This window comes from Spirosoma endophyticum (assembly GCF_900112365.1).
In the GTDB taxonomy this organism is placed as follows: domain Bacteria; phylum Bacteroidota; class Bacteroidia; order Cytophagales; family Spirosomataceae; genus Spirosoma; species Spirosoma endophyticum.
Genome location: NZ_FOLQ01000001.1, coordinates 939790 through 960524 on the forward strand (window position 1 = coordinate 939790; position 20735 = coordinate 960524).

Here is a 20735-nt window from a genome sequence, read left to right on the forward strand (position 1 = left end):
TACGATCGCTTCGTTTCGAGCCCAGGCTGTCATCTACCCTCGTCCAGTGTTACCCCCAACTTTCGTTACCATGCTGCTCGTAGTGAATGTAGATGATTGGGTTCCTATGACATACGTACCGCGCGTATATAAGCCATTGAGGTTTGTGCCGTTCGTCACGCTGCCGCCCGTATACACTTTGTAGGACGTATTAACTTTCAATTTAGGGCTTGAAAACAGCATGGTTGTATACGTTCTTGGAATCAGGAAGGTCAGCGATTCGGCCCCATCATTAGATTGAATATTGACCAGTTGATTGGCCGTTCCGCCACCCAGAATGACAGCCGGTTGGGTGCTAGCGCTCGCGGTAGGTGAGCTGGTAGCACCGGCAACGCCTACCAGTATGCCGCCGGTTATTTTAAATGTATTATTGTCGCAGTCAAATCCCTCTTCGGGCGAAGCAGCCCCGACGGCTACGATCTTACCACCAGTCACTGTAATCTTGCCGTTCGAGTCGATGGCGTCGTTTGACGTGCTGTAAGCATATATGTTCCCCCCGTTAATGTAGATAAACGATTTCGCGTTCAACCCATCGTCCAGGGTTTTTGTGGTGATGTTTCCGCCATTGATGGTCATGGTACTTTTCGTTTCGATCCCTTCGCCAGCCGTCGAGTTGATCGCAATCGTACCACCATTAATGACAAGATAGGGATCGATAGTAGTGTCTGTATCGTAGGCCGCCGAAATTCCTTTGTCGGCTACGTTGATCGTAAACATACCGTTGTTGATCACGATATATCCCTCATCGCATTGAATGCCGTCGCCCGATGCCGTAATTGATACCGTACCCCCATCGGCAATAAACGCATCATTTGTGTGAATGCCATCCGATGCGGCACCAGTCACATTAATCGTCCCGCTGAGGATACGCACATAATCATCACTACTGATGGCGTGCTTGTAATTACTTCTTACGTTCAGGGTTCCATTACCCGTAAAGATCAGTTGGCCTTCACTGAATAGAGTCCCCTTCATGTCTTCCGTGCCACTGGCTGTATACGTAGCACCGTCCGTCAACGTATTGGTTGTGTTGTCGTTCAACACCAGGAATGACCGTTTGCCCGATTGAATGTTGATGGCAGGACCGTCGGCATTCGTAATCGTGACCCCGTTCAGCGTGAGTTTAAATTTCTTATCGCTGTAGATTTTCACCGAGCCATTCGTGGTTGTTCCCGACAGGATATACTCAACTTCCGAAGCGGTCGAGTTGATCGTAACATCGCCATTAGCTTCTGTGATCGTAACACCTTTGGCAGATAGCGGATTGGTAATTGTGCTGGTTGTACCGAAACCAATCGTCACCGTTGACGAAAATATTGAGTTCGCCAGCAAATCATCGGCATTGGTGGCGGTAGCCGTACTTCCTTCCGGCGTACTAACCGAGGTAGTGGTACTGTCAATAGCAATGGATGTGCCCGTTGTTGACGTACCACCTCCGGCCGTTACGTTGTCACTTTCTTTGGAGCAGGAAAATAGCGTGGCCAACACTAAAAAAAGAACGGCACTCATAGCTGTTGCCCGCTTTGACGCTTTTCCGCCCGAGAGGCTAGTCAAACTTTTTTTCAGGAATTCGTTGCCTTCACTTGTCATATTGATGTTTTGATCGGTTATCTACTGGTTAGTACGCATTCAGCCAATGGGGTGTTGCTCAGGGAAACAGGTTTGCGGTAAATAGGGCGATTGTGTCGGTAAAGGGTGCGCACAATCAACCGGCGACCCGTCAATTTCACTTTCTGGCACAGTAGTACCCTGATACGTTTTGTTTTTACTTTTCTTTGTAATCTCTACCTTCTCTTTACTCCCTGTATGTCTCGTTTACGATTAGCTTTCGCAGTTTCCGCTCTTACGTTCATTACGTTTCCCGGTCTGGCTCAAACTGCCAAAAAAGTGAATAATCCTGTCTTTCCGGGCTGGTATGCTGACCCCGAAGCAACTATTTTTGGCAAGAACTACTGGATTTACCCAACCTTTTCGGCACCTTACAAGCAGCAGATTTTCTTCGATGCGTTTTCGTCACCGGATCTGGTAACCTGGACCAAACACAGTCGCATTCTGGATTCAACGGCGGTGAAATGGGCAAAAAAAGCCATGTGGGCTCCGGCCATTATCGAAAAAGGCGGCAAGTATTATTTGTTCTTTGGCGCTAACGACATTCATGACGACAAGAAAGAAGTAGGCGGCATTGGTGTAGCCGTGGCCGACAGTCCGGCGGGTCCTTTCCGTGATTATTTAGGCAAACCGTTGGTAGGTCAGATTCACAACGGTGCCCAGCCCATCGACCAGTTTGTTTTCAAAGACCAGGATGGCAAATATTATCTGATTTACGGCGGCTGGGGCCATTGCAACATCGCCCAACTGAACGACGATTTTACCGGCTTTCTACCATTTTCCGACGGTACTACGTATCGCGAGGTCACGCCCAAAAACTACGTGGAAGGCCCAATCATGTTTGTTCGCAATGGCCAGTATTATTTCATGTGGTCGGAAGGCGGCTGGACCGGCCCCGATTACTCAGTGGCTTATGCCGTATCCAAATCGCCATTTGGACCGTTTGAGCGGGTGGGCAAAATTCTCCAGCAGGACCCGACCGTAGCAACCGGCGCGGGTCATCATTCAGTTATTCAGGTTCCCGGCACCGACGAATGGTACATCGTTTATCACCGTCGTCCACTGGGCGAGACAGATGGTAATCACCGCGAAACCTGCATTGACCGGATGTATTTCGATGCCAATGGCACCATCAAACCCGTTAAAATTACGGTTGCCGGTGTGGAGGCCCGAGCTTTGAAGTAAGTAAACTGAACAAATACAGTCTTTTATCTGTACTACCTAGATAACTAAACGAATCTTCGATCATGGGCAAAGGCGATATAAAAACCCGCAAAGGAAAAATTGCAAGGAGTTCATACGGGCTTAGCCGTCCTCACCCAACCAGAAAGCTGATCGTCTCTATACCGGAGGCAAAACCAAAAGATTGATTCGTTACAAAGCAAAACGCGTCGCCATCTGATTGATAGCGACGCGTTTTGCTTTGTAAGCTACTCTGTTAGCGCGTTTTTACTTTCGCTCCCTTTGTTTCGGGTTTCAGTACGTCCGGAGCCACGGGGACAATGGGCGACGCAGGGGTTGATTCAGAGCGCGGACTACGACCTTCCCGAAAGCCAACAAAACCAATCAGGGCAATCAGTAATACGTTGCAAATCAGATCAATCGTGTCGCCGGTGTGCGCCAGGGGCGGATCGAACCGGAACTCAATGGTGTGTTTACCAGCCGGAACTTTCATGGCCCGCAGTACGTAGTCAGCGCGTAGGTGTGGGGCCGGCTTGCCGTCGATAAATGCCTGCCAGTCTTCATGACCCCGGTAATACACTTCAGAGAAAACCACCAGGCCATCTTTAACCGCGTTGGCCTGATAAATCAGCTTATCGGGTCTATAGCTCGTGAGTTGGATTGTGCTACCCGTATGGTCGAGGGTACCCGGCAAGCCACCTAGCTCGGCCGCAAACCGTTTGTCAACTACCGCCGAATCGCGTGGGTTCAGCGTCTTCATGGCTGCCATTTCCTCATCGGCATTGCCTACCTGCTGCACCGTTCCGACAAACCAGGCCGCGCCCATCACTTCAGGATTGGGCAACGCAACGGGTCCCGTTTGCTGTTGCGGATTGGCGGGGTCAGGCTGCCCTTGCTGAATCACATACTTTGCATTCAGCATATTCAGAATCGGGTGCGTATTACGCTGAAAAGCGTAGTTGATCAGTTCGTTATACCGACGTAAGCGGGTCGTATTATAACCACCAATTGACCGGTGGAAATACGACGTCCGGTTGGTTTCCATGAACGAGCCCGTTTGATCGAACACGCGATAGCCCAGCGATTTATCCTGTAAAATCTGCTGGTCGGCTGCTGTCGGCTCAAAAATCTGGTTGGCCTGCGTCTTGGTAATGAAATCGGCGTTATTCAGGAACCGCTTATCCACGCTAAACAGGTCGAAAATAACGACGGCCAGCAACACGGGATAGAAAATACCGGATTTGATTTTGCCCGTTACAAACGCCCAAAGAGCCCCTGCCGTTATCAGGATCAGGATCAATGAACGAAAGGCATCACTACGTAGCATACTCTGCCGATCGCTGATGAGCGCGGTCTGAAAGTCTTTGGCCGCTTCGCCAAAATAGGACGCTAGCCGGTCAAGGTCAACGGGTGTCTGAAAGCTAAAGAACGCACTACCCAGCAAGGCCAGTATCAAGGCCAAACCGCCTGTCAGGCCAAAGCTGATAAGCAACGGCTGCCGCAGTTGTGCGAAGGTTAACTTCTGGTCTACAATCGTTTGTATGCCCAATGCCGCTCCTACACCCAGGAATAACTGCGCCAGGCAAAGCGCCATCGTCATTGCCCGAAACTTGTTCAGATAGGGTAAAAAATCGAAGAGAAATCCGTTGAACGCCAGCAAGTTTTTACCCCACGCCAGCATGATCATGAACACCGTGGCACTCAGCAGCCACCACCGGATCGGGGTTCGGATCACGAACATACTCAACACAAACAGGAAGATCAGGGCCGCCCCCGCGTAGGCAGGCCCGCCTACCATCGGCTGATCGCCCCAGTACGTTGGCGCACCCAGCTCGGCCATCTGCTTGGCAGCCGCGGGGTCAACACCCCGGCTCGTCATGGCTTTATAAAATTCGGAATCAGTACCCAGACCACCACCCGAAGCACCCCCGAACGCATTGGGTATGAGCAGCGTTAAGGTTTCGGCCTTACCATAGCTATACGTGAACGCGTAGTCTTTATCCAATCCACCTTTCGATTCGCTACTCGCTGATTTCCCATCGGGATTAGTCGTTTTGGCCGTTAGCTCCGACGTACCGCGAATGGTTTCTTTGGTGTATTGATTGAGCACCAGCAACCGCTTGCCAAAGCTTCCAGCCGCCAATGCACCCGCCACGGCCAACGTTGCCAGGCCCAGGGCCAGTTGCTTTGTCTTTCCCCCCCGAATCAGCGCAATACCCTCGATGAGCACATACAGCCCAATGGTTAGGAACAGATAATACGTGATCTGGATGTGGTTTGCTCCGAACTCTAAACTCAAGAAAAGGCCCGTTACCGCAGCTCCGAGCCAGTAACGACCCCGTAGCGCCAGTATGACGCCTGCCAGTAAACCAGCCCCAAAGCCCATAGCATAGAGCTTGGAAATGTGACCGGCCTCCAGACTAACGATACCCAGTGTACCGAAGCCATAAGCCGCTGCCCCTAAGGACGATAACCAGGGATTACACCCCAGCACAACCAGTAGTAAATAGGCACAGAGCATGACGACAAACACCACGCTCGCTGTATTGGGCAGCAGGCTAACTACCCCCATAACGGCCTTGTAAACAAAAATATAAGGATAATTAAAGTCAATCATGTAGGCCGGCATACCACTGAAAACAGCATCCGTCCAGAGTGGCTTTTCGCCCGTTTGCTTGGCAAAATCACGAATTTCCTGGGCGGAGGCCATGCTCTGTTGTACATCGGACATGGAGAGTGTTTTGCCCGAAAGCACCGGCGAGAAGTAAATAATGGCCAGCACGAGCAGCCCCAGCACCGCAATCAGGTGCGGGCGCAGGCGATGGAACAGGGTTGGTTGGTTCATATAACAAAGACAATACGTAGTCCAAAGATACGGCTTTGTGGTAAAACGGATAGACCAGGCATGCGATTGTTGACAGGGAATTATCCAACAAAAAAAGCAACGACGCAACCGCAGTATCGCTTTTCGCGTATATAGTGATATGCGCTACATCGTTGTTTTCGCTCAGCAGGAAATTGGCTACGCCGTGGGGTTCGACAACACCTCCGACGCACATGATTTTTTGTTCTGGGGTTATGAAGAATACGATCTGGTTCCCTACGGCATTTTCGACGCGCTCACGGGTGAGGTATGGCCCTACGAACACCGGGGCGAACGCATATCCGATGTAGATGATCAAATCATCAGCCGAACCGCCCTCGATTATCTGAAGGCCGCCATTCGACATACGACCTAGCATTTACCAACCTATGATGTACAGAAGCCAACAAGCCCGACCAATGCGCCGGGCTTGTTCGTTTATTCGTATTGTTTCCTACAAGTTCAATCCCTATTTCCCTGGTAGTTCGCCATATAAACCCAAAATCTTGTAGACTCGGCACGTAGAGATCGATCCGGATAATGCAGTGGTGGGAAAGTGGATACGTATGTATGCTGATACAATTACGCCAATCACTTCAACGTGCAGAGAACTGCAAAGTCAGTTGATAAACGAGCTAAATGACCTGCTTAAAGTGTACGACCTAATGATTTCTGCGGCTCACTCAGACCAACTTAAAACCAAAAAGCCGATCCATATTTAGATATGACCGGCTTTTTGGTTTTGTACACTACGCAGGCAACCTGCGTTACGTCAATTACTCGGCAAAGCGCCTACTCGCCCCGCATAGCCGGGCTTTTCCCAGGCGGATTGCGCAGCAGGCAACACTTCGTAAGTTTGGTTTCTATCGGCCGACTTGACCATAAACTCGTAGACCTGGGCCGCCGGGCCTCGTAGCTTAACCTTGAACTGATTACCGTTTAATCCACCCCCCGGTATGCGCACAATATCGATACGTTCTTCACCCCAGTTCTGCTGCATACCGCCCATTATCAACACGCGCCAGCCGCCGGGTACAGCTTTGTAACGTAGCATGTAGGCCGGTCGTTTGGGTCCATGATTTCCCGCATTGTTATTTACCGCAGCCACCCCGTTATACGCCACAAAGCTACCCGTTTGATTAACCTGTACTTCTGGGTCTTCAACCAACGTACTACCCGGATAATACGTCTCGTAGGGCTGTAAATCCGCTCGGGCCTGTAGCATAGCCGAAACCGGGTGCTGATAGAAATTATAGTACGCCTTTGTATCGGGATCTGCCGGATTGCTCAGGTCTTTGGTAATATCAGGCGGATCGGTTGGGAAGAGATAAAAACCCCAGTCGGGTTCGTCGCCCGCAAAAAATCGCGTGACCACGTAGCGCGAATACTGTTCGTAAGGCGGCTGCCAGAGCTTGGGCGTATCACGAAAGTTGTCATTTCCATACCGGCGAATGTTCTGAACCTCCGCGAAAGGCGCGTGCCAGTCGCCTTCGTAGAATGGCTCGATCTGGCGCCAGAACGGACGTACCTTGCCATTTCTGGCCCGCATCAACCGTCGATTTTCCTGAATATACCCTTTCTCCTCACCAACGATGTGGAGCGGTTTGATTTTGCTCCACACATACGGATACGTTTGCGTTCCCGCTTTTTTCTTCGTGAAGATGTCCTCCTTGTCCCATTCATCAAAATCGGGATAACCGCGATACCAGTAGCCCTGATCAAAATCTTCGTGATCGTAGAATCCACCATTGAACCGGAAGGTTTCTGTGCCTCCCCCTGGCTTCTTGAGCGTAAGATTTCCCTGACTGTCACCACCGATATTCGACACGACACAGATTCCTTCCAGAAAGATACCGTTCCCTTTTTCGAAGTCTATGCGGGGTTCACCCTGCGCCATCGAAGCGCCTAACGAGACTTTACTGCCGGGTTTCCCTTTCCGGCGAGCGATTTCCAGGAGTAATGTAAGTCGGTTAGCCCGGCGAACAAACATCTCATTCATCCAGGCCGCTTGCCCACGTGCCGCCAATTGCTCAATCGTAATCGTTTCTTTTGAGCTTTCCAGCTGAATAGGCCGCTTCTTGATGTCGTGCCAATTTCCATTACTACTCCCCTGTTTTGAGAAGTAACCCGCATCATTCCAGCCAGGTAGTGGGCCTTCTTCAGCGTTACCGGCATTTAGCCAGAGACTGCTTTCTATGTCATAAACAAGGTACTTGGTATTCGCCCATCCACCATAGCCCATGGCGGGAACGGCGCCCCAGGCGAAATTAAAAAACGATTGCAGCGAGTTGAAATAGAAGTTTGCATTCCGCATATCCCCCAGAAAATTCTCGGTGGCATAGTGCATCTCATCGCCAAAAACCAGTTGTGATTTGTGTTCAGGCTTAACCGACCAGGTCGTGAATGTATTGATACCGACTGCCTTCCGCTCTGTCACCGATTTATTGCCCAGTACATCGATACAGAAATGAAAGTTTGGGGAGTAGTACTTGCCCGTGCCGAACTGTGTCATATTGACCTGGCCTTTCGGTTCTGGTGCGTAGGGTACTAACGAGCGCCCACCCGATCGCCCCTGCACAGCATCAGACGGCAGGGTGCTAACTACCTGGTCAAAGACATTGGAGTTGGGTTTCGATTCTTTTTTAATGACTTGTGTATTATTGGACCCTGCTGCTATTGAGTAGCGATACGGCTGTGCTTCGACCGAATGCTGTATGGTGATGAACGTAAACCCGAGCCCAAAAAGAAATTTTCTTGCCTTCATGCTAACCTTGTCGATTAAGAACTACTACCCGCTTAACGCTTTATTCTCCCAATTATGTTTGATTCCTGAATCTCTGCTGCCAGGGAGGTTCCCTCTGGCAAACGATAGAAACAAATCCAGTGGGAGTAAATACTTAGCTAAGTATACGTCACTGTCTGGCAAAATACTCGACATACGTACCTAACATTAGTTACATCAATTTATAGAATAACCATATTCTGTTGATTCAATCACTTATTCATATATTCAGCCTACCACTTGATAAATAAGTATTTATTCAAATCTTTTAATAGTTACATTTCATATATGCACAGGCTGTTGCTACTTTTAGTTAGTTTTGTGTCTATCAAGTATGAAAAAGAAATCTTTCCCACTCATTCCCGGTCCCTGGACACTCATTTTCCTCATCTCGGGTACGCTGTTGGTATTTATCGTCCGCTGGATTATGAGGCTGTTTTAGGCTGACTCTATTAATACAAATAGCTTACTGATTAATATAACGTGCTCAATAGAGTAGTCACTCGATCATTGGCCTTACATGAATACATACTATGTAAGTGCGAACAGTTCAAGGGCAAAAATAGGCGAACTTATTTCAAACATAACCTTGGCTGGAAAGTTGTAGAAAGTGGAAACAAGAAAATCCCGGCTGGCATATGCTGGCCGGGATTCCAATAGTTTATCTAGCCCAATGACTTGGGTATCGCAAGGTAAGAATTTAACGAACCTGACTATAAAAATCGGCATCAAAAACCGTCACAATTATCATCTTGTGTGTATTCTGTCGTATAAGTCGCCTTAAGATCCCGAAAATATGAATTACATACAAACGCCGATCTTTAAAAGGATCGGCGTTTGTATGTTTAGCAAATAAGCTCTCAAACAGTTTTAATCTATGTTCGAGCACCCAATCGAGCAGTGCCGGCAACACAACTGTTTAATGAAAAGATCATTTGCACGTAGTGACAACGGTTACGCTACTATTACTGGTCGTGTTGGCTACAATGTGCGCGGCCACTTCGTCATCACCACAAACGTCATTTGTGATGCGCGTTGGCTGCGAGTTTTGCCCGGTGGTCACGGTTTCACAGCTTTTGCAGTTCTTTTTCTTGAAACTCCCCCCCTCGCACGACCAGAATCCGATGGCGCCAAGTACTATAAGTGCTGCTGTCTTCATCGCCAGGTCGCGTTTTGTAGTTTGCTATTATACCACTAAAATATCCCGCTCCTTTGCCACGAACGTCTCGTCAACGCGGGCAATGAACGCATCGGTTAATTTCTGAACACGCTCTTCGCCCACTTTCACTGCATCTTCCGATACGCCATCTTTCACCAGTTTGCGAATATCATCGTTGGTGGCCTTACGGATATTACGGATGTTCACTTTAGCCGTTTCGGCTTCCTGCTTTACCTTCTTCACCAGATCTCGACGACGCTCTTCGGTCATTGGCGGGATACTTAACCGGATTTGTTCCCCGTCATTGTTCGGATTGAGGCCGAGGTTAGAGTTACGAATCGCCTTTTCAACTTCGCCAATGAGCTTTTTTTCAAAAGGTTTGATCACAATGGTACGGGCATCCGGTGTGTTGATGGAAGCTACCGTATGCAACTGCGATGGCATCCCGTAATATTCAACCTGAATTCCATCAAGCATGCCAGCGTTGGCCTTCCCGGCACGAATTTTAGTTAATTCGATGGACAAGTGCTTGAGCGCTTTTTCCATCGTGTCTTTTGCATCGTCGAGAAACAGCTCGATCTCTTCCATTATAAAAAGGTATAAAGTAGTACAGTTATATAGTTGCAAGGACTAGAGATGTAACGTTAAGCGCTGTAAATCTGAACTTTATAACTCTACAACAAACTAACTTTACAACTTCTCCACGTAATTTCTAGGCACATTCCGCAGAAATCAACGTACCAACGTCTTCACCCTGAATCAGCCTTACCAGACTTCCACCCTGATTCATGTTAAAAACAATGATTGGCAAATTGTTTTCTTGACAAAGCGTGAACGCGGTCAGATCCATTACGCTTAGTTTCTTTTCGTAAACGTCTTCGAAGGTGATGCAGGTATATCGCGTAGCGGTTTTATCCTTCATCGGATCGGCGGTATAAACGCCATCTACCTTGGTACCCTTCAATACGGCGTCCGCTTCAATTTCAATGGCCCGTAAGGCCGCCGTCGAATCCGTCGTAAAATAAGGGTTGCCCATCCCCGCTCCGAAGATGACCACCCGGCCTTTTTCGAGGTGGCGTACAGCCCGACGACGCACGTAGGGCTCGCAAACCTGCTCCATCTTAATGGCCGACATCACACGCGTATACATGCCGTGCTTTTCGAGTGAACTCTGGATTGCCATGGCATTGATAACCGTTGCGAGCATACCCATGTAGTCACCCTGGACACGGTCGATACCCGAGCGTTCGCCCGAGACACCCCGAAAGATGTTGCCACCGCCAATAACGATAGCTACCTGTACACCCATGTCAACTACTTTCTTAATCTCTTTGCTGTACTGTTCCAGTACGGCAGGGTCAATGTGGTAGCCGGTAGGCCCAGCCAAAGCCTCCCCACTCAATTTGAGCAGGATGCGCTTATACTTGGTTTGCGATGTCATGAAGGGAAATTTTGCGGACAAAGATAGGTAAAAAGGGAGGAAGCAGGAAAGAGCAACAGGCGAAGAAGGCCTAAAAGGTTGTTGAATGACCCGTACTCAGGACCGCTTCCTTTTGTATGGCCGATGTTCTTACCGGGTGTAAACTCTATCCAGCATCAGGCGTTATACCTGTATCTTCGACGCTATTTTTCTCATGAAAATACCATTCTTCACTACCTTCTTCCTCTGTAGCAGCCTGATTGTCACGGCTCAATCGACTCAATCGCCGAAGCTGGAAACAGTGGCCGAGTTTGGTAAACATCAGCCAATTGGGCTTGGCATTTCGAGGGAAAATCGGATTTTCGTTACGTTTCCAAAAAATCCGGAAAATTATGATTACGGGCTGGCGGAAATTGTTGACCGGAAAGCTGGCGAAGGAAAGCGACGCCCCTACCCCAATGCTGAATGGAATCAGTGGGACTCGCTGAATCCGCAGAATCGATTCATCAATGTTCAGGCGCTTTTCGTCGATCAGACCAACGCCCTCTGGGTACTTGACCCGGCCAGCCCGGCCGGTATGAAGTCTATGCCCATGGGCATTAAACTTCTGAAGATTAACCTGACAACCAATAAAATCGAGAAAATCTATCGCTTCGAGGATTTACCGCGCGAACGTACGGGCCTGAATGATGTGCAGGTTGATACACGCCGGCAGTTAGCGTATTTGTCAGACCCCGGTCGGGCAGCCATTGTTGTGCTGGATCTGTCTTCGGGCAAAAGCCGGACGGTTCTGGAAAACGATAAATCCACGAAAGCTGATCCGAATTTTGTGCTGAACATCGACAGTAAAGACGTGCGGGACAGCAAGGGAAATCCTTTTAAGAGCAACGTCAACGGTATTGCCCTGACCCACGACTTTAAGTACCTCTACTTTCGACCGATTACCCAAACCAAACTGTTCCGTATTGCTACCGATTACCTGGCGAATCCGGCACTCACGCCCACCGAGCTAGCTTCACACGTCGAGATAATGGGCGAAACAGGCGTCTCGCACGGCATGATTGCCGACAAAGCCGGAAACGTTTACCTGACAGATTCGCCCCATAAAGCGATACGTTACTTCACACCTGACCACCAGCTTAAAACGCTGGTACAGGACGATCGACTTCTCTGGCCCGACAGTTTCGGCATTGGCTCCGATGGGTATCTCTACGTAACGGCCGCCCAGATTCAACGGACCAAGCGATACAATAACGGCGAAGATAAGGTGGCCTATCCATTCGGATTATATCGGGTGAAATTGCCAACTCCATAACGCTACGTTGTACTTTTACAGACATTTCTGAAATTACATGCGCAACGTACTTTTACTACTAGCTACTTCAATCCTTGGAGCTTCCTCAACGGTTCTTCTCGCCCAAACCCCTACCCCAACCTCTTTAGATGACACGCTCCAACTCAACGAGGTCGTTGTGCGCGGCTACGCAACCAATCGGCGGTTACTGGAAACACCGGCGTCAGTCGGGTTACTGACCCGGCGGGATTTGAACCAGCGCTTTGGCATTCCTACACTCGTACCCGCGCTCAATACGTTGCCCGGTGTGCGGGCCGACGAGCGGTCGCCGGGGAGTTACCGGCTGGCCATTCGGGGCAGTGCGATACGTTCACCTTTTGGCGTACGAAACATCAAGACGTACTGGAATGAATTGCCGCTTACAGACGCGGGCGGAAACACGCCCCTCAACGCGTTGGATGTGCGGGCATTGGGACGTATTGAAGTCATAAAAGGACCGTCGGGAAGTTTGTATGGAGCGGGCACGGGTGGCACGATTCTGTTTAGTGGACTGGCCGTTCCGGCTAATAAAAGCAGTGTCGAAGTGTCGGCACTGGGTGGAAGTTATGGGTTGTACGGTAACGGCATTTCGGTACAAACCGGCAAGAACAATTCCGCTATATCCCTCAATTATAATCATTTGCAGTCAGATGGCTATCGGGACCAGAGCGCCGTTGTGCGCGACAATCTGAGCTTGATTGGCTCATTTTCAGTCAGTCCAAAACGAACCATTTCCGTGCTGGCCTTATATTCAGACCTGCATTATCAAACGCCCGGCGGCCTGACCGAAGCCCAATTTAGAGCAAATCCACGCGCGTCGCGTCCGGCCACCGCAACGCTGCCGAGCAGTGCTGCCCAACAGGCGGGTATTTATCAGAAAGTAGGCTATCTGGGGCTTTCACACGAATACAAGTGGAATGATCGAATTCAGAATACAACGGTCATTTTCGGTTCCACCACTGATTTCGCCAACCCATTTATCACCAATTACGAACGGCGTACTGATCAGGGACTGGGCGGCCGAACCGTTACACAAGTTCGGTTCCCGAATGCTCCATTACCCGCAACTGTTACGTTCGGAGGAGAATTTCTGCGCACGTTTACGGTAGACCGTAACTTCGGCAATCGACTTGGTGTAGCGGACACGATCCAGACTGACGAAGAATTGATCGCGCGACAATCGACTCTTTTTGCCCAGGCCGAAGTCGAACTTCCCGCCCGTTTTCGACTGACAGCGGGCCTGAGTCGCAATAATGTCAGTTATGATTTCACCCGCTTTCCAACGCGGGCCATTGGTGCGTTACCCGCTACGTTGCTGGCACGAACCTTCACGCCGGTCTGGCTGCCGCGCGTCTCACTGCTCCGCACGTTCGGCCAGAACGTATCGGCTTTTTTGAGCATCAGTACCGGTTATTCAGCCCCGTCGAGTCAGGAAGTTCGCCCTTCGGCGGGCGGTTTTAACACGACACTCAATCCCGAACGTGGCACCAGTTATGAGGTGGGCATCCGTGGATTGGCTTTCAACAGCAAGCTTCGTTTTGACGTAGCCGTTTATCAGTTTCAACTCCGCGAAACCATTGTCCGGCGATCGGATGCGGCCGGAGCCGAATTTTTTGTCAACGCGGGTCGCACGGATCAGCAGGGACTGGAAGCCCAACTGGCCTATGATTTCATCTCGCCCACGGCGACACCAACGTCTCTTTTCTCCCTGCTTAGATTCTGGAACAGCCTGACCCTCACGAACTACCGCTTTAAGGATTACCAGCAAGGCACGGCCGACCTGTCGAACAACCGGGTACCGGGCGTAGCGCCAACCACCTACGTTACGGGCCTGGATGCCGAAACCCGCTCGGGTTTTTATGCGCACGTGACGTTCCAGTTCCTGAAAGAATTTCCGCTTAACGATGCCAACACCGCGTTGTCGGACCCCTATCAATTGCTACAGGCCACGGTGGGTTACCGTCGGTCGCTGGGCAAAAACTGGGGGCTTGATGTTTACGCCAGTGGCGACAATTTACTGGATCGAACCTACTCGCTGGGCTACGACCTGAATGCCGTTGGCAACCGCTATTTTAACGCAGCTCCCGCCCGTAATGGCCTCGGTGGCGTTCGGTTAAGCGTGAAATGGTAATGGGAATGATGAATTATGAATGATAAATGATGAGTGGTACGTATCAGCTTATGGCTTCTATTTAACTTGCCACTCATCATTTATCATTCCACTAGTGCTTACCGTTACTAACCTCACTAAAGCGTACAGCGGTCGTACTGTTCTGATGGTACCGGAACTGCGTCTGTCGCCCGGCATTCACTATTTTCGGGGCGGAAACGGCTCCGGGAAAACAACATTTTTCCGAACCGTTGCGGGTCTGTTGCCATTTTCGGGCGAGATTTTGCTGGAGAACCAGTACGAAATCAACCGTGATCCGGTGGCGTACCGATTTCGCGTTAATTATGCGGAAGCTGAACCTCTTTACCCTGCCTTTCTAACGCCCCGAGACCTGGTCGGATTCGTTGGACAGGCCAAGAAAGCCCCACCTGGTCAAGTCGATACGTTACTGGAAACGTTGGGTGTCGATAAATTCTGGACACAAACGACGGGTACTTTTTCGAGCGGCATGCTCAAAAAACTATCCTTACTACTGGCCTTTCTTGGAGAGCCCCGACTTGTATTGCTCGATGAACCTTTGACGACTTTAGACGTAGCAACAGCCGCAAAGCTATTTGACTATATCCGGCAACTTCGCACCGAACAGAACGTATCGTTTCTGCTCACGTCGCACCAGGACATCAGCCTGACGGGCCTTGACCTAACGGGCACCTGGCAGGTTGGCGAACGGGTTATTGCAGCCGTAAACTAAACTAACCAATGCTGCCATTCCTAAACCGTATTTTCGTTGGTCCGTTCTACGCCAAAAATGCCGGTACGTTTCTGGTTATCCTATTGCTGGCGTTTGGTTTCCTGAGTGGTCGCGAACACAAAGCGCTGATTACGGCGGCTCTTGGCTCTCCGTTTCTTCTAGTCATCGTGTTTGTCTTGTGGGGTCTGTATTTATTAAAAACCATTTCATTCGTCCGGCAGGCGTTAAGCACTCCTGAGCATTTGTTTCTGCAATCCTTCTGGCTCGTGCCGAACGTAACACGCTTTGCGCTGTGGCTGGTGGTGCAAACGGCCCTACTGTTTCCCGTCATGGCCTATGCAGGCTGGATGGTTCAGATAGCGACGACCTACCAGAAATGGGATTCACTGAGCGCCATTATTGCCTACGTTGTGAGTTTGATTCTGGCAGGTGCTGCACTGAACGATTATCGCCTGCGCCATCCTAGCCCCGATACGTATCGCTTACCAAACTTTACGTTCAAATTACCATACGAATTCTTTTTTCCGACGTACTGGCTCCGGCACGAACCGCTCTCGCTCGTGCTGACGAAAGCGTTTTCGGGCCTACTGCTAGCGGGCGTTTGTCGGCTCTACCCTACCGATGATTACGACCAGCGATTGTTACTAATTGGGCTACTGCTCGCCATATTGGGGCACGCACAGGTGGGCGGGCAAATCAGCGCATTTGAGCGGCAGTATTTGCTTTTCCTACAGAACTTGCCGTTATCCTGGTTACAGCGTTTTGGCCGATACGCGCTCATCTACGGCCTGATCTGGCTCCCCGAATTGCTGATTCTGCTACGTAACTGCCCACCTGAAGTCCGACTCGATTACGTCATCTGGCTCTGGCTGACCGGTTGGGGATGGCTGATGTTGATGCACAGCCTTGCATACGGTCGCGACATCGTACCGGATCGCTGGTTAACGGGCGTGTTTGCTGGCTTCATTATTGGCTTGCTAGCCATTATGTTCGGTTTACCCGTTGGCGCGTGGCTGGCTTTAGGATGGCTGGGCGCTATTGGACTCTGGGATAGATCGTTTACCACACGTAGCAGCACGTAACAGTCAACTTTTCTGATTAAAAATTGTATCTCGGATGATATTAATCACGACAACGATAGAAACGAAACAGTCAACAACCAAAGATCGGGAAGCGTACGAACGTTTCCTCAAAGGTGTCAAGCGGATGGTCATTAAAAAAGAAGAGGAGCGCAAAACCGCTACCGAACGCTATAAGAATGACCCTCATTTACAGCAAACTATCGCCGAACTCAGGAAACTGAATGGAACCAACCAATCCACTACCAACTAGTTATCCTTTTCGTTTCGAAGGCGGTAATGATAACATTTACGCATTTACAACATCAACTGGTATAGCATATCTGGTCCGATTTAAACCCACTCCATACATCATTAGTGAGGAGTAGGTTTTTCATAATGAGGTCTACGAATTAGTAATCGACTTAGTCGATAATCCAACGGGTAAATCCTCTTCGCTCGACCTTGTAATTCCAGCTACTCTTGCTGCTATTATCCGTGATTTTTATACACGCAAAAGTCTGGCAATTACCATTTACATCTGCGACTCCTCCGATGGGCGGCAAAAGTCACGGGAGCGCAAATTTGCCAGTTGGTTTCAGACCTACAACCCAGGAACAATGGTCCGCTTCGATTACATGATTCACGATCTAATTGACGGACAGTCCTATTACATAACGCTCATCACAAGTCTCTGGAATCCGCACATTCACGACATCATTACCGAGTTTCAGCGCATTGCCAATGGGTATAACGACCCAAAGTAATCATTCGCTTTTCAATACGTTAGCAGGGTTTTTCCGGGCGGCTTTTAGCGTCTGTGAACCAATCAGGAGAAAGGCCAGGAACATCACGATCATAACACCGGCCAGGAGTTCACTCAGGCCAATGGGCTGATGGTAAGCAAAGTTAGTTAGAACGACCTGGTCGAAAAAGAAATACGTAACCGGAAGGGCAACGAACGTAGCGATCAGGAGCATGCTTAGAAATCCTTTGCTTAACAGGTAGATCAGTCCACTCTCACTGGCTCCCAGCACTTTGCGGATGCTGATCTCTTTCAGTCTGGTTTCGGTCGTGAATACCACCATGCCAAACAAACCCAGGGAAGCAATACAGATGGACAGGAAAGCAATGAAGCCAATCACTTTCACCATGACCACAAATTGGCTATAAGCCAGCTCAATCTGATCATCGTAGAACTTGGCATCCAGTGGGTGAATCCTGTCAATACGGCGCCAGGCGTTGTCAATACTTGCCATCGTGGCGGGCAGGTCGGTGGATGAAATCCTGACATTCAGATACCCCCAGGGTTCGTCGGACGAGTAGCGGAACATGACGGGTTCAATCTTTTTGTCCATCGTTCCATAATGGAAATCTTTCAGTACGCCCACGATTGCCAGTTTCTTTCCGTCCACGGTTATCATTTTACCAAGGGCTTTTTGCGGGTCTTTATTCGCAATATTGAACCGTTTCAGCACCTGTTCATTCACAATAACTTCGCGTTCTTCACCCTTCTTCGGTCGTAAGGTAAAATTTTTCCCGGCGACCAGTTTATGGTTATGTACGGGCAAATAATGCTCATCAACAAAGTTCAACCAGACCATCGTTGAGTCGTCCGGGTTCATGTATTTCATGCTGGTTCCATGAATGCTCCCCAGACTGGTGATCATCATCGATTGGGCAATTTCACGTACTTCCGGAATTTCGGCCAACTCTTTCTTTATCAGATTTCCTTTATTCTGCTGCAAGCGAATATTCAGAATATTCTCGGTCGTGAAGCCCAAATCGAATGAGAGAAACCCCCGGTATTGGTTATACCCAATTAAGGTGGTAGCAATGAAAATCAACGAGATGGTATACTGAATGACAATCAACGCTTTGCGCATGCTGACATGCCGGAATACTTTCATCGTCGATACGTCTTTGATCACCTGAAGGGCGTTGATGCGGGAGAAAAACAGCGCAGGAAAAAAGCCGGCGACCAAACCAACGGCTATCGCCATCACGACAAAATAGAGACTAATTTTAGGGGAAAGGTCTAGCGAAACCAGATCACTGATATGTGAGTCGAGTGCCAGGAATTGCGTGCGCAGGAACAGAAACAAACCAAATGAAAAGACCAGCGCCAGCAGGGCGATAATCACGGATTCGGCCATAAACTGCCCTAGTACGTGGCTTTTCAGAGCGCCATTAATTTTGCGAATACCTACCTCGCGCGAGCGTCGGAGTGAGCGGGCAATGGAAAGATTGGTGTAGTTGAAACAGGCGGAGAGTATAATAATAAAGGCCAGACCACCCAGAATCCACACGACAATGGGCATGATGGTTGGCCCAATTGCATTTTCAAGTTTCCGTCCCAAGGCGGCTTCTTTTAGCGGTTGCAGGGCTACCGTAATTTTTTTGTTCTTTATGGCTGCATTTTCCTGTCTACTCAGTTTATTCAGTGTGGCCTGTACAGATGCTGGATCACTAGTTGAGGGTAGAACGATGTATACGTAGTTCTGCCAGATATTGTCCCAACTATAAACCTTGGAATCTGTTCTTGGCTGTTTCGCTTCAGTAGTAGCAAACGAGATCAATGCCTCAAAACGCATGTGCGAGAGTTTAGGAACATCTTTTGCTACGCCGGTCACTACGTAGTTCAACGTATCAAACCGCACGAATTTGCCTAATGGATCAGCCTTTCCAAATAGCTTTTGGGCTGTTTTTTCCGTCAATACCAATGAATAAGGTTCTCTCAGGGCAGTAGACGGATCACCCTTCAGCAAGGGGAATGTAAATACCCTAAAAAAGGAATGATCCGCCCACAGCGCTTCGAGAGGAATTACCTTCTCCCCTACGTGTGCATCGCCTGAAAAGCCATTGCTAAGAATCGTTACGTCTTCCACGCCCGCAACCGTTTCGCGAATCTTCTTGCCAACCTTAACGGATGTAGAAGCAAAGTTCATAATGGGTTGATCCCGATCCTGATACGTCGTGATGACACGGTACGTCCGATCTTTTTTTACCTGAAAATCATCATACGAACATAAATCCGTGGTCAGGGCAATAACGAGCAAGCCCACCGACATACTCACAGCCAGCCCGAAGATATTGATAAAGGAAAATAATTTGTTGCGCACCAGGCTGCGCCGGGAGGTTTTGAGGTAGCTGCCAAGCATGATCCAGTGAATGAAGAGGTTGAGGAAATCGGGTTTGCGAACGGTATACGGCCTGAAAAATTTCAGGGCATCGAGGCAGTAAATCAATCGGGCGCGGCCAGCCCCTTTGGCTTTCAGGTTGCGGGCAAAGTATTCATTCAGATCGCCCTGCAAGTCTTCGAGCAGATCGGGCCGACAATACCAACGGATCAGACGCTGCGCCCAACGGGGTGGTTTTGGCGATTCAGCTTCTGACCGATCGTTCTGGCTGTCAAATCGTTTCATATCGAGCCTTCCAGATTAAAACCGGGAATAATATTCCAGAGCGATTCGCGTACCTCCCTGGCTTTGGTCAGGGCGACCTTACCAGTGTGCGTCACCTCGTAATAGCGTTTGCGTTTGCCTCCGCGCGCGCTGGTTGACTCACCCATTCTGCTTTTCACCAGCCCTTTCTCTTCCAGCCGATTCAGGACAGCATGCACAACTCCCAGTTTCGCGGCTCGTCCCGTGTGTTTTTCCAGTTCATCGCAAACGGCCACGCTATAGGCGTCGTTAACCAACGCGGCAATCGTTAGCAGTACCAGTTCTTCAAATTCCCCCAGATTACTCCCCTTCATGGGCTAGTTCAATTAGTGGTCAAAGCCTATTATTTCATCAAATGTATGTAAAATTGATTTTATTAATTCTGTATTTGTATGTAAAATATTTTTTGTGCTGACAATGTAGAGCCGCAACCCCTTACGCCCTACAAACGTCAGCTATAATCGTATTAAGTGCCATTATGGACGTTGATGCGCTGGGTGTGAAAAAGAACTTGATGGTCGCTTATCCCTGACGATTGAAGCGATCATTCTCATCGAAGAAATAATCAGGATAGGCGTCGACGTCCCAAGTCCATTATAGCAACAATTCTATATACCGTTTATGCATTTCGCTGAATCGACATTTGGAAGTTTTACCGCTATTCCATTCCTTTACGTCTTAGCCAACATAACTGAGTTGAAAGGTCCGCGGAACTAAAAGTGACTGACAAACAGCAAAATATAGTTCTGTAGAACCGCGTACAATAATGTGTTGGGTGAACCGGCTAGGATGGGTTCATAAGGCGGGTCTCCAGCGACAGGCCGCACGTCTCAACACGTAAGCTTTAGGTTCGTTGGTCGGGTTCCGATTGACAAAGTGAACGCTCTCGTTGGTTTGGTTTGACACTCGTTAGGCTAGTTTCCGGCGATAAAACGTAATCTTAAGCTAACCTAGCCTACATATTCGGCTTTCATACTTACATTTAGG

The 20735-nt window shown here is 49.3% G+C and carries 17 protein-coding genes; 9 read left to right on the forward strand and 8 right to left on the reverse strand.

Annotated elements, in window-relative coordinates; translation table 11 throughout:
- Positions 1-33: 33 nt before the first annotated feature.
- The gene (locus BM202_RS03675) at positions 34-1629 is read right to left on the reverse strand and encodes a carbohydrate-binding domain-containing protein (RefSeq protein ID WP_218160505.1); all 1596 of its coding nucleotides are present in this window, start codon (positions 1627-1629) and stop codon (positions 34-36) included.
- 216 nt (positions 1630-1845) lie between these two features.
- On the opposite strand from BM202_RS03675, the gene BM202_RS03680 reads away from it, so the two are divergent.
- Both BM202_RS03680 and BM202_RS03685 read left to right on the forward strand, forming a co-directional pair.
- Positions 1846-2832 (forward strand): glycoside hydrolase family 43 protein, encoded by a 987-nt coding sequence (locus BM202_RS03680; protein WP_093823087.1) that lies wholly within the window; start codon positions 1846-1848, stop codon positions 2830-2832.
- Positions 2833-2894: 62 nt separating this feature from the next.
- The gene (locus tag BM202_RS03685; protein ID WP_093823088.1) at positions 2895-3017 is read left to right on the forward strand and encodes a 30S ribosomal protein THX; all 123 of its coding nucleotides are present in this window, start codon (positions 2895-2897) and stop codon (positions 3015-3017) included.
- Positions 3018-3085: 68 nt separating this feature from the next.
- Here the strand turns inward: BM202_RS03685 and BM202_RS03690 are convergent, their stop codons facing one another.
- Positions 3086-5674: a hypothetical protein gene (locus tag BM202_RS03690; RefSeq protein ID WP_093823089.1), complete on the reverse strand. Its 2589-nt coding sequence runs from the start codon at positions 5672-5674 to the stop codon at positions 3086-3088.
- 139 nt (positions 5675-5813) lie between these two features.
- On the opposite strand from BM202_RS03690, the gene BM202_RS03695 reads away from it, so the two are divergent.
- The gene (locus BM202_RS03695; protein ID WP_093823090.1) at positions 5814-6068 is read left to right on the forward strand and encodes a hypothetical protein; all 255 of its coding nucleotides are present in this window, start codon (positions 5814-5816) and stop codon (positions 6066-6068) included.
- 396 nt (positions 6069-6464) lie between these two features.
- On the opposite strand, the gene BM202_RS03700 is transcribed toward BM202_RS03695, so the two are convergent.
- The 4 genes from BM202_RS03700 to pyrH form a co-directional block, all read right to left on the reverse strand.
- Positions 6465-8456, reverse strand: coding sequence for a hypothetical protein (locus BM202_RS03700; RefSeq protein ID WP_093823091.1), 1992 nt, complete (start codon positions 8454-8456; stop codon positions 6465-6467).
- Positions 8457-9405: 949 nt separating this feature from the next.
- Positions 9406-9633 (reverse strand): hypothetical protein, encoded by a 228-nt coding sequence (locus BM202_RS03705; RefSeq protein WP_093823092.1) that lies wholly within the window; start codon positions 9631-9633, stop codon positions 9406-9408.
- Positions 9634-9660: 27 nt separating this feature from the next.
- Complete coding sequence (gene frr, locus BM202_RS03710) at positions 9661-10221, reverse strand: ribosome recycling factor (protein ID WP_093823093.1); 561 nt, start codon at positions 10219-10221, stop codon at positions 9661-9663.
- A gap of 124 nt (positions 10222-10345) precedes the next feature.
- Positions 10346-11074, reverse strand: a complete 729-nt coding sequence (pyrH, locus tag BM202_RS03715) for a UMP kinase (RefSeq protein ID WP_093823094.1) — start codon at positions 11072-11074, stop codon at positions 10346-10348.
- Between the two features lie 193 nt (positions 11075-11267).
- Here pyrH and BM202_RS03720 point away from each other — a divergent pair, with 193 nt between their 5' ends.
- The 6 genes from BM202_RS03720 (at position 11268) to BM202_RS38095 (ending at position 17072) form a co-directional block, all read left to right on the forward strand.
- Positions 11268-12368 carry an SMP-30/gluconolactonase/LRE family protein gene (locus BM202_RS03720; protein WP_093823095.1) on the forward strand — a complete coding sequence of 367 codons (1101 nt, stop codon included), beginning with the start codon at positions 11268-11270 and terminating at the stop codon, positions 12366-12368.
- A gap of 37 nt (positions 12369-12405) precedes the next feature.
- Positions 12406-14517 (forward strand): TonB-dependent receptor, encoded by a 2112-nt coding sequence (locus tag BM202_RS03725; RefSeq protein ID WP_093823096.1) that lies wholly within the window; start codon positions 12406-12408, stop codon positions 14515-14517.
- A 94-nt stretch (positions 14518-14611) separates the two neighbouring features.
- Positions 14612-15247 carry an ABC transporter ATP-binding protein gene (locus BM202_RS03730; RefSeq protein ID WP_093823097.1) on the forward strand — a complete coding sequence of 212 codons (636 nt, stop codon included), beginning with the start codon at positions 14612-14614 and terminating at the stop codon, positions 15245-15247.
- A gap of 8 nt (positions 15248-15255) precedes the next feature.
- Positions 15256-16329 (forward strand): hypothetical protein, encoded by a 1074-nt coding sequence (locus BM202_RS03735; protein ID WP_093823098.1) that lies wholly within the window; start codon positions 15256-15258, stop codon positions 16327-16329.
- A 34-nt stretch (positions 16330-16363) separates the two neighbouring features.
- A complete protein-coding gene (locus tag BM202_RS03740) occupies positions 16364-16579 on the forward strand; it encodes a hypothetical protein (protein ID WP_093823099.1) in 216 nt (71 codons plus the stop codon).
- A gap of 196 nt (positions 16580-16775) precedes the next feature.
- The gene (locus BM202_RS38095; RefSeq protein WP_262507660.1) at positions 16776-17072 is read left to right on the forward strand and encodes a DUF6169 family protein; all 297 of its coding nucleotides are present in this window, start codon (positions 16776-16778) and stop codon (positions 17070-17072) included.
- Here the strand turns inward: BM202_RS38095 and BM202_RS03745 are convergent, their stop codons facing one another.
- Both BM202_RS03745 and BM202_RS03750 read right to left on the reverse strand, forming a co-directional pair.
- Positions 17073-19730: an ABC transporter permease gene (locus tag BM202_RS03745; RefSeq protein ID WP_218160506.1), complete on the reverse strand. Its 2658-nt coding sequence runs from the start codon at positions 19728-19730 to the stop codon at positions 17073-17075. It abuts the gene before it with no gap.
- Entirely contained in the window at positions 19727-20062 is a 336-nt protein-coding gene (locus tag BM202_RS03750) for a PadR family transcriptional regulator (protein ID WP_093823100.1), read from the reverse strand. Before BM202_RS03750 ends, BM202_RS03745 begins: the two co-directional genes overlap by 4 nt.
- Between the last annotated feature and the right edge of the window lie 673 nt (positions 20063-20735).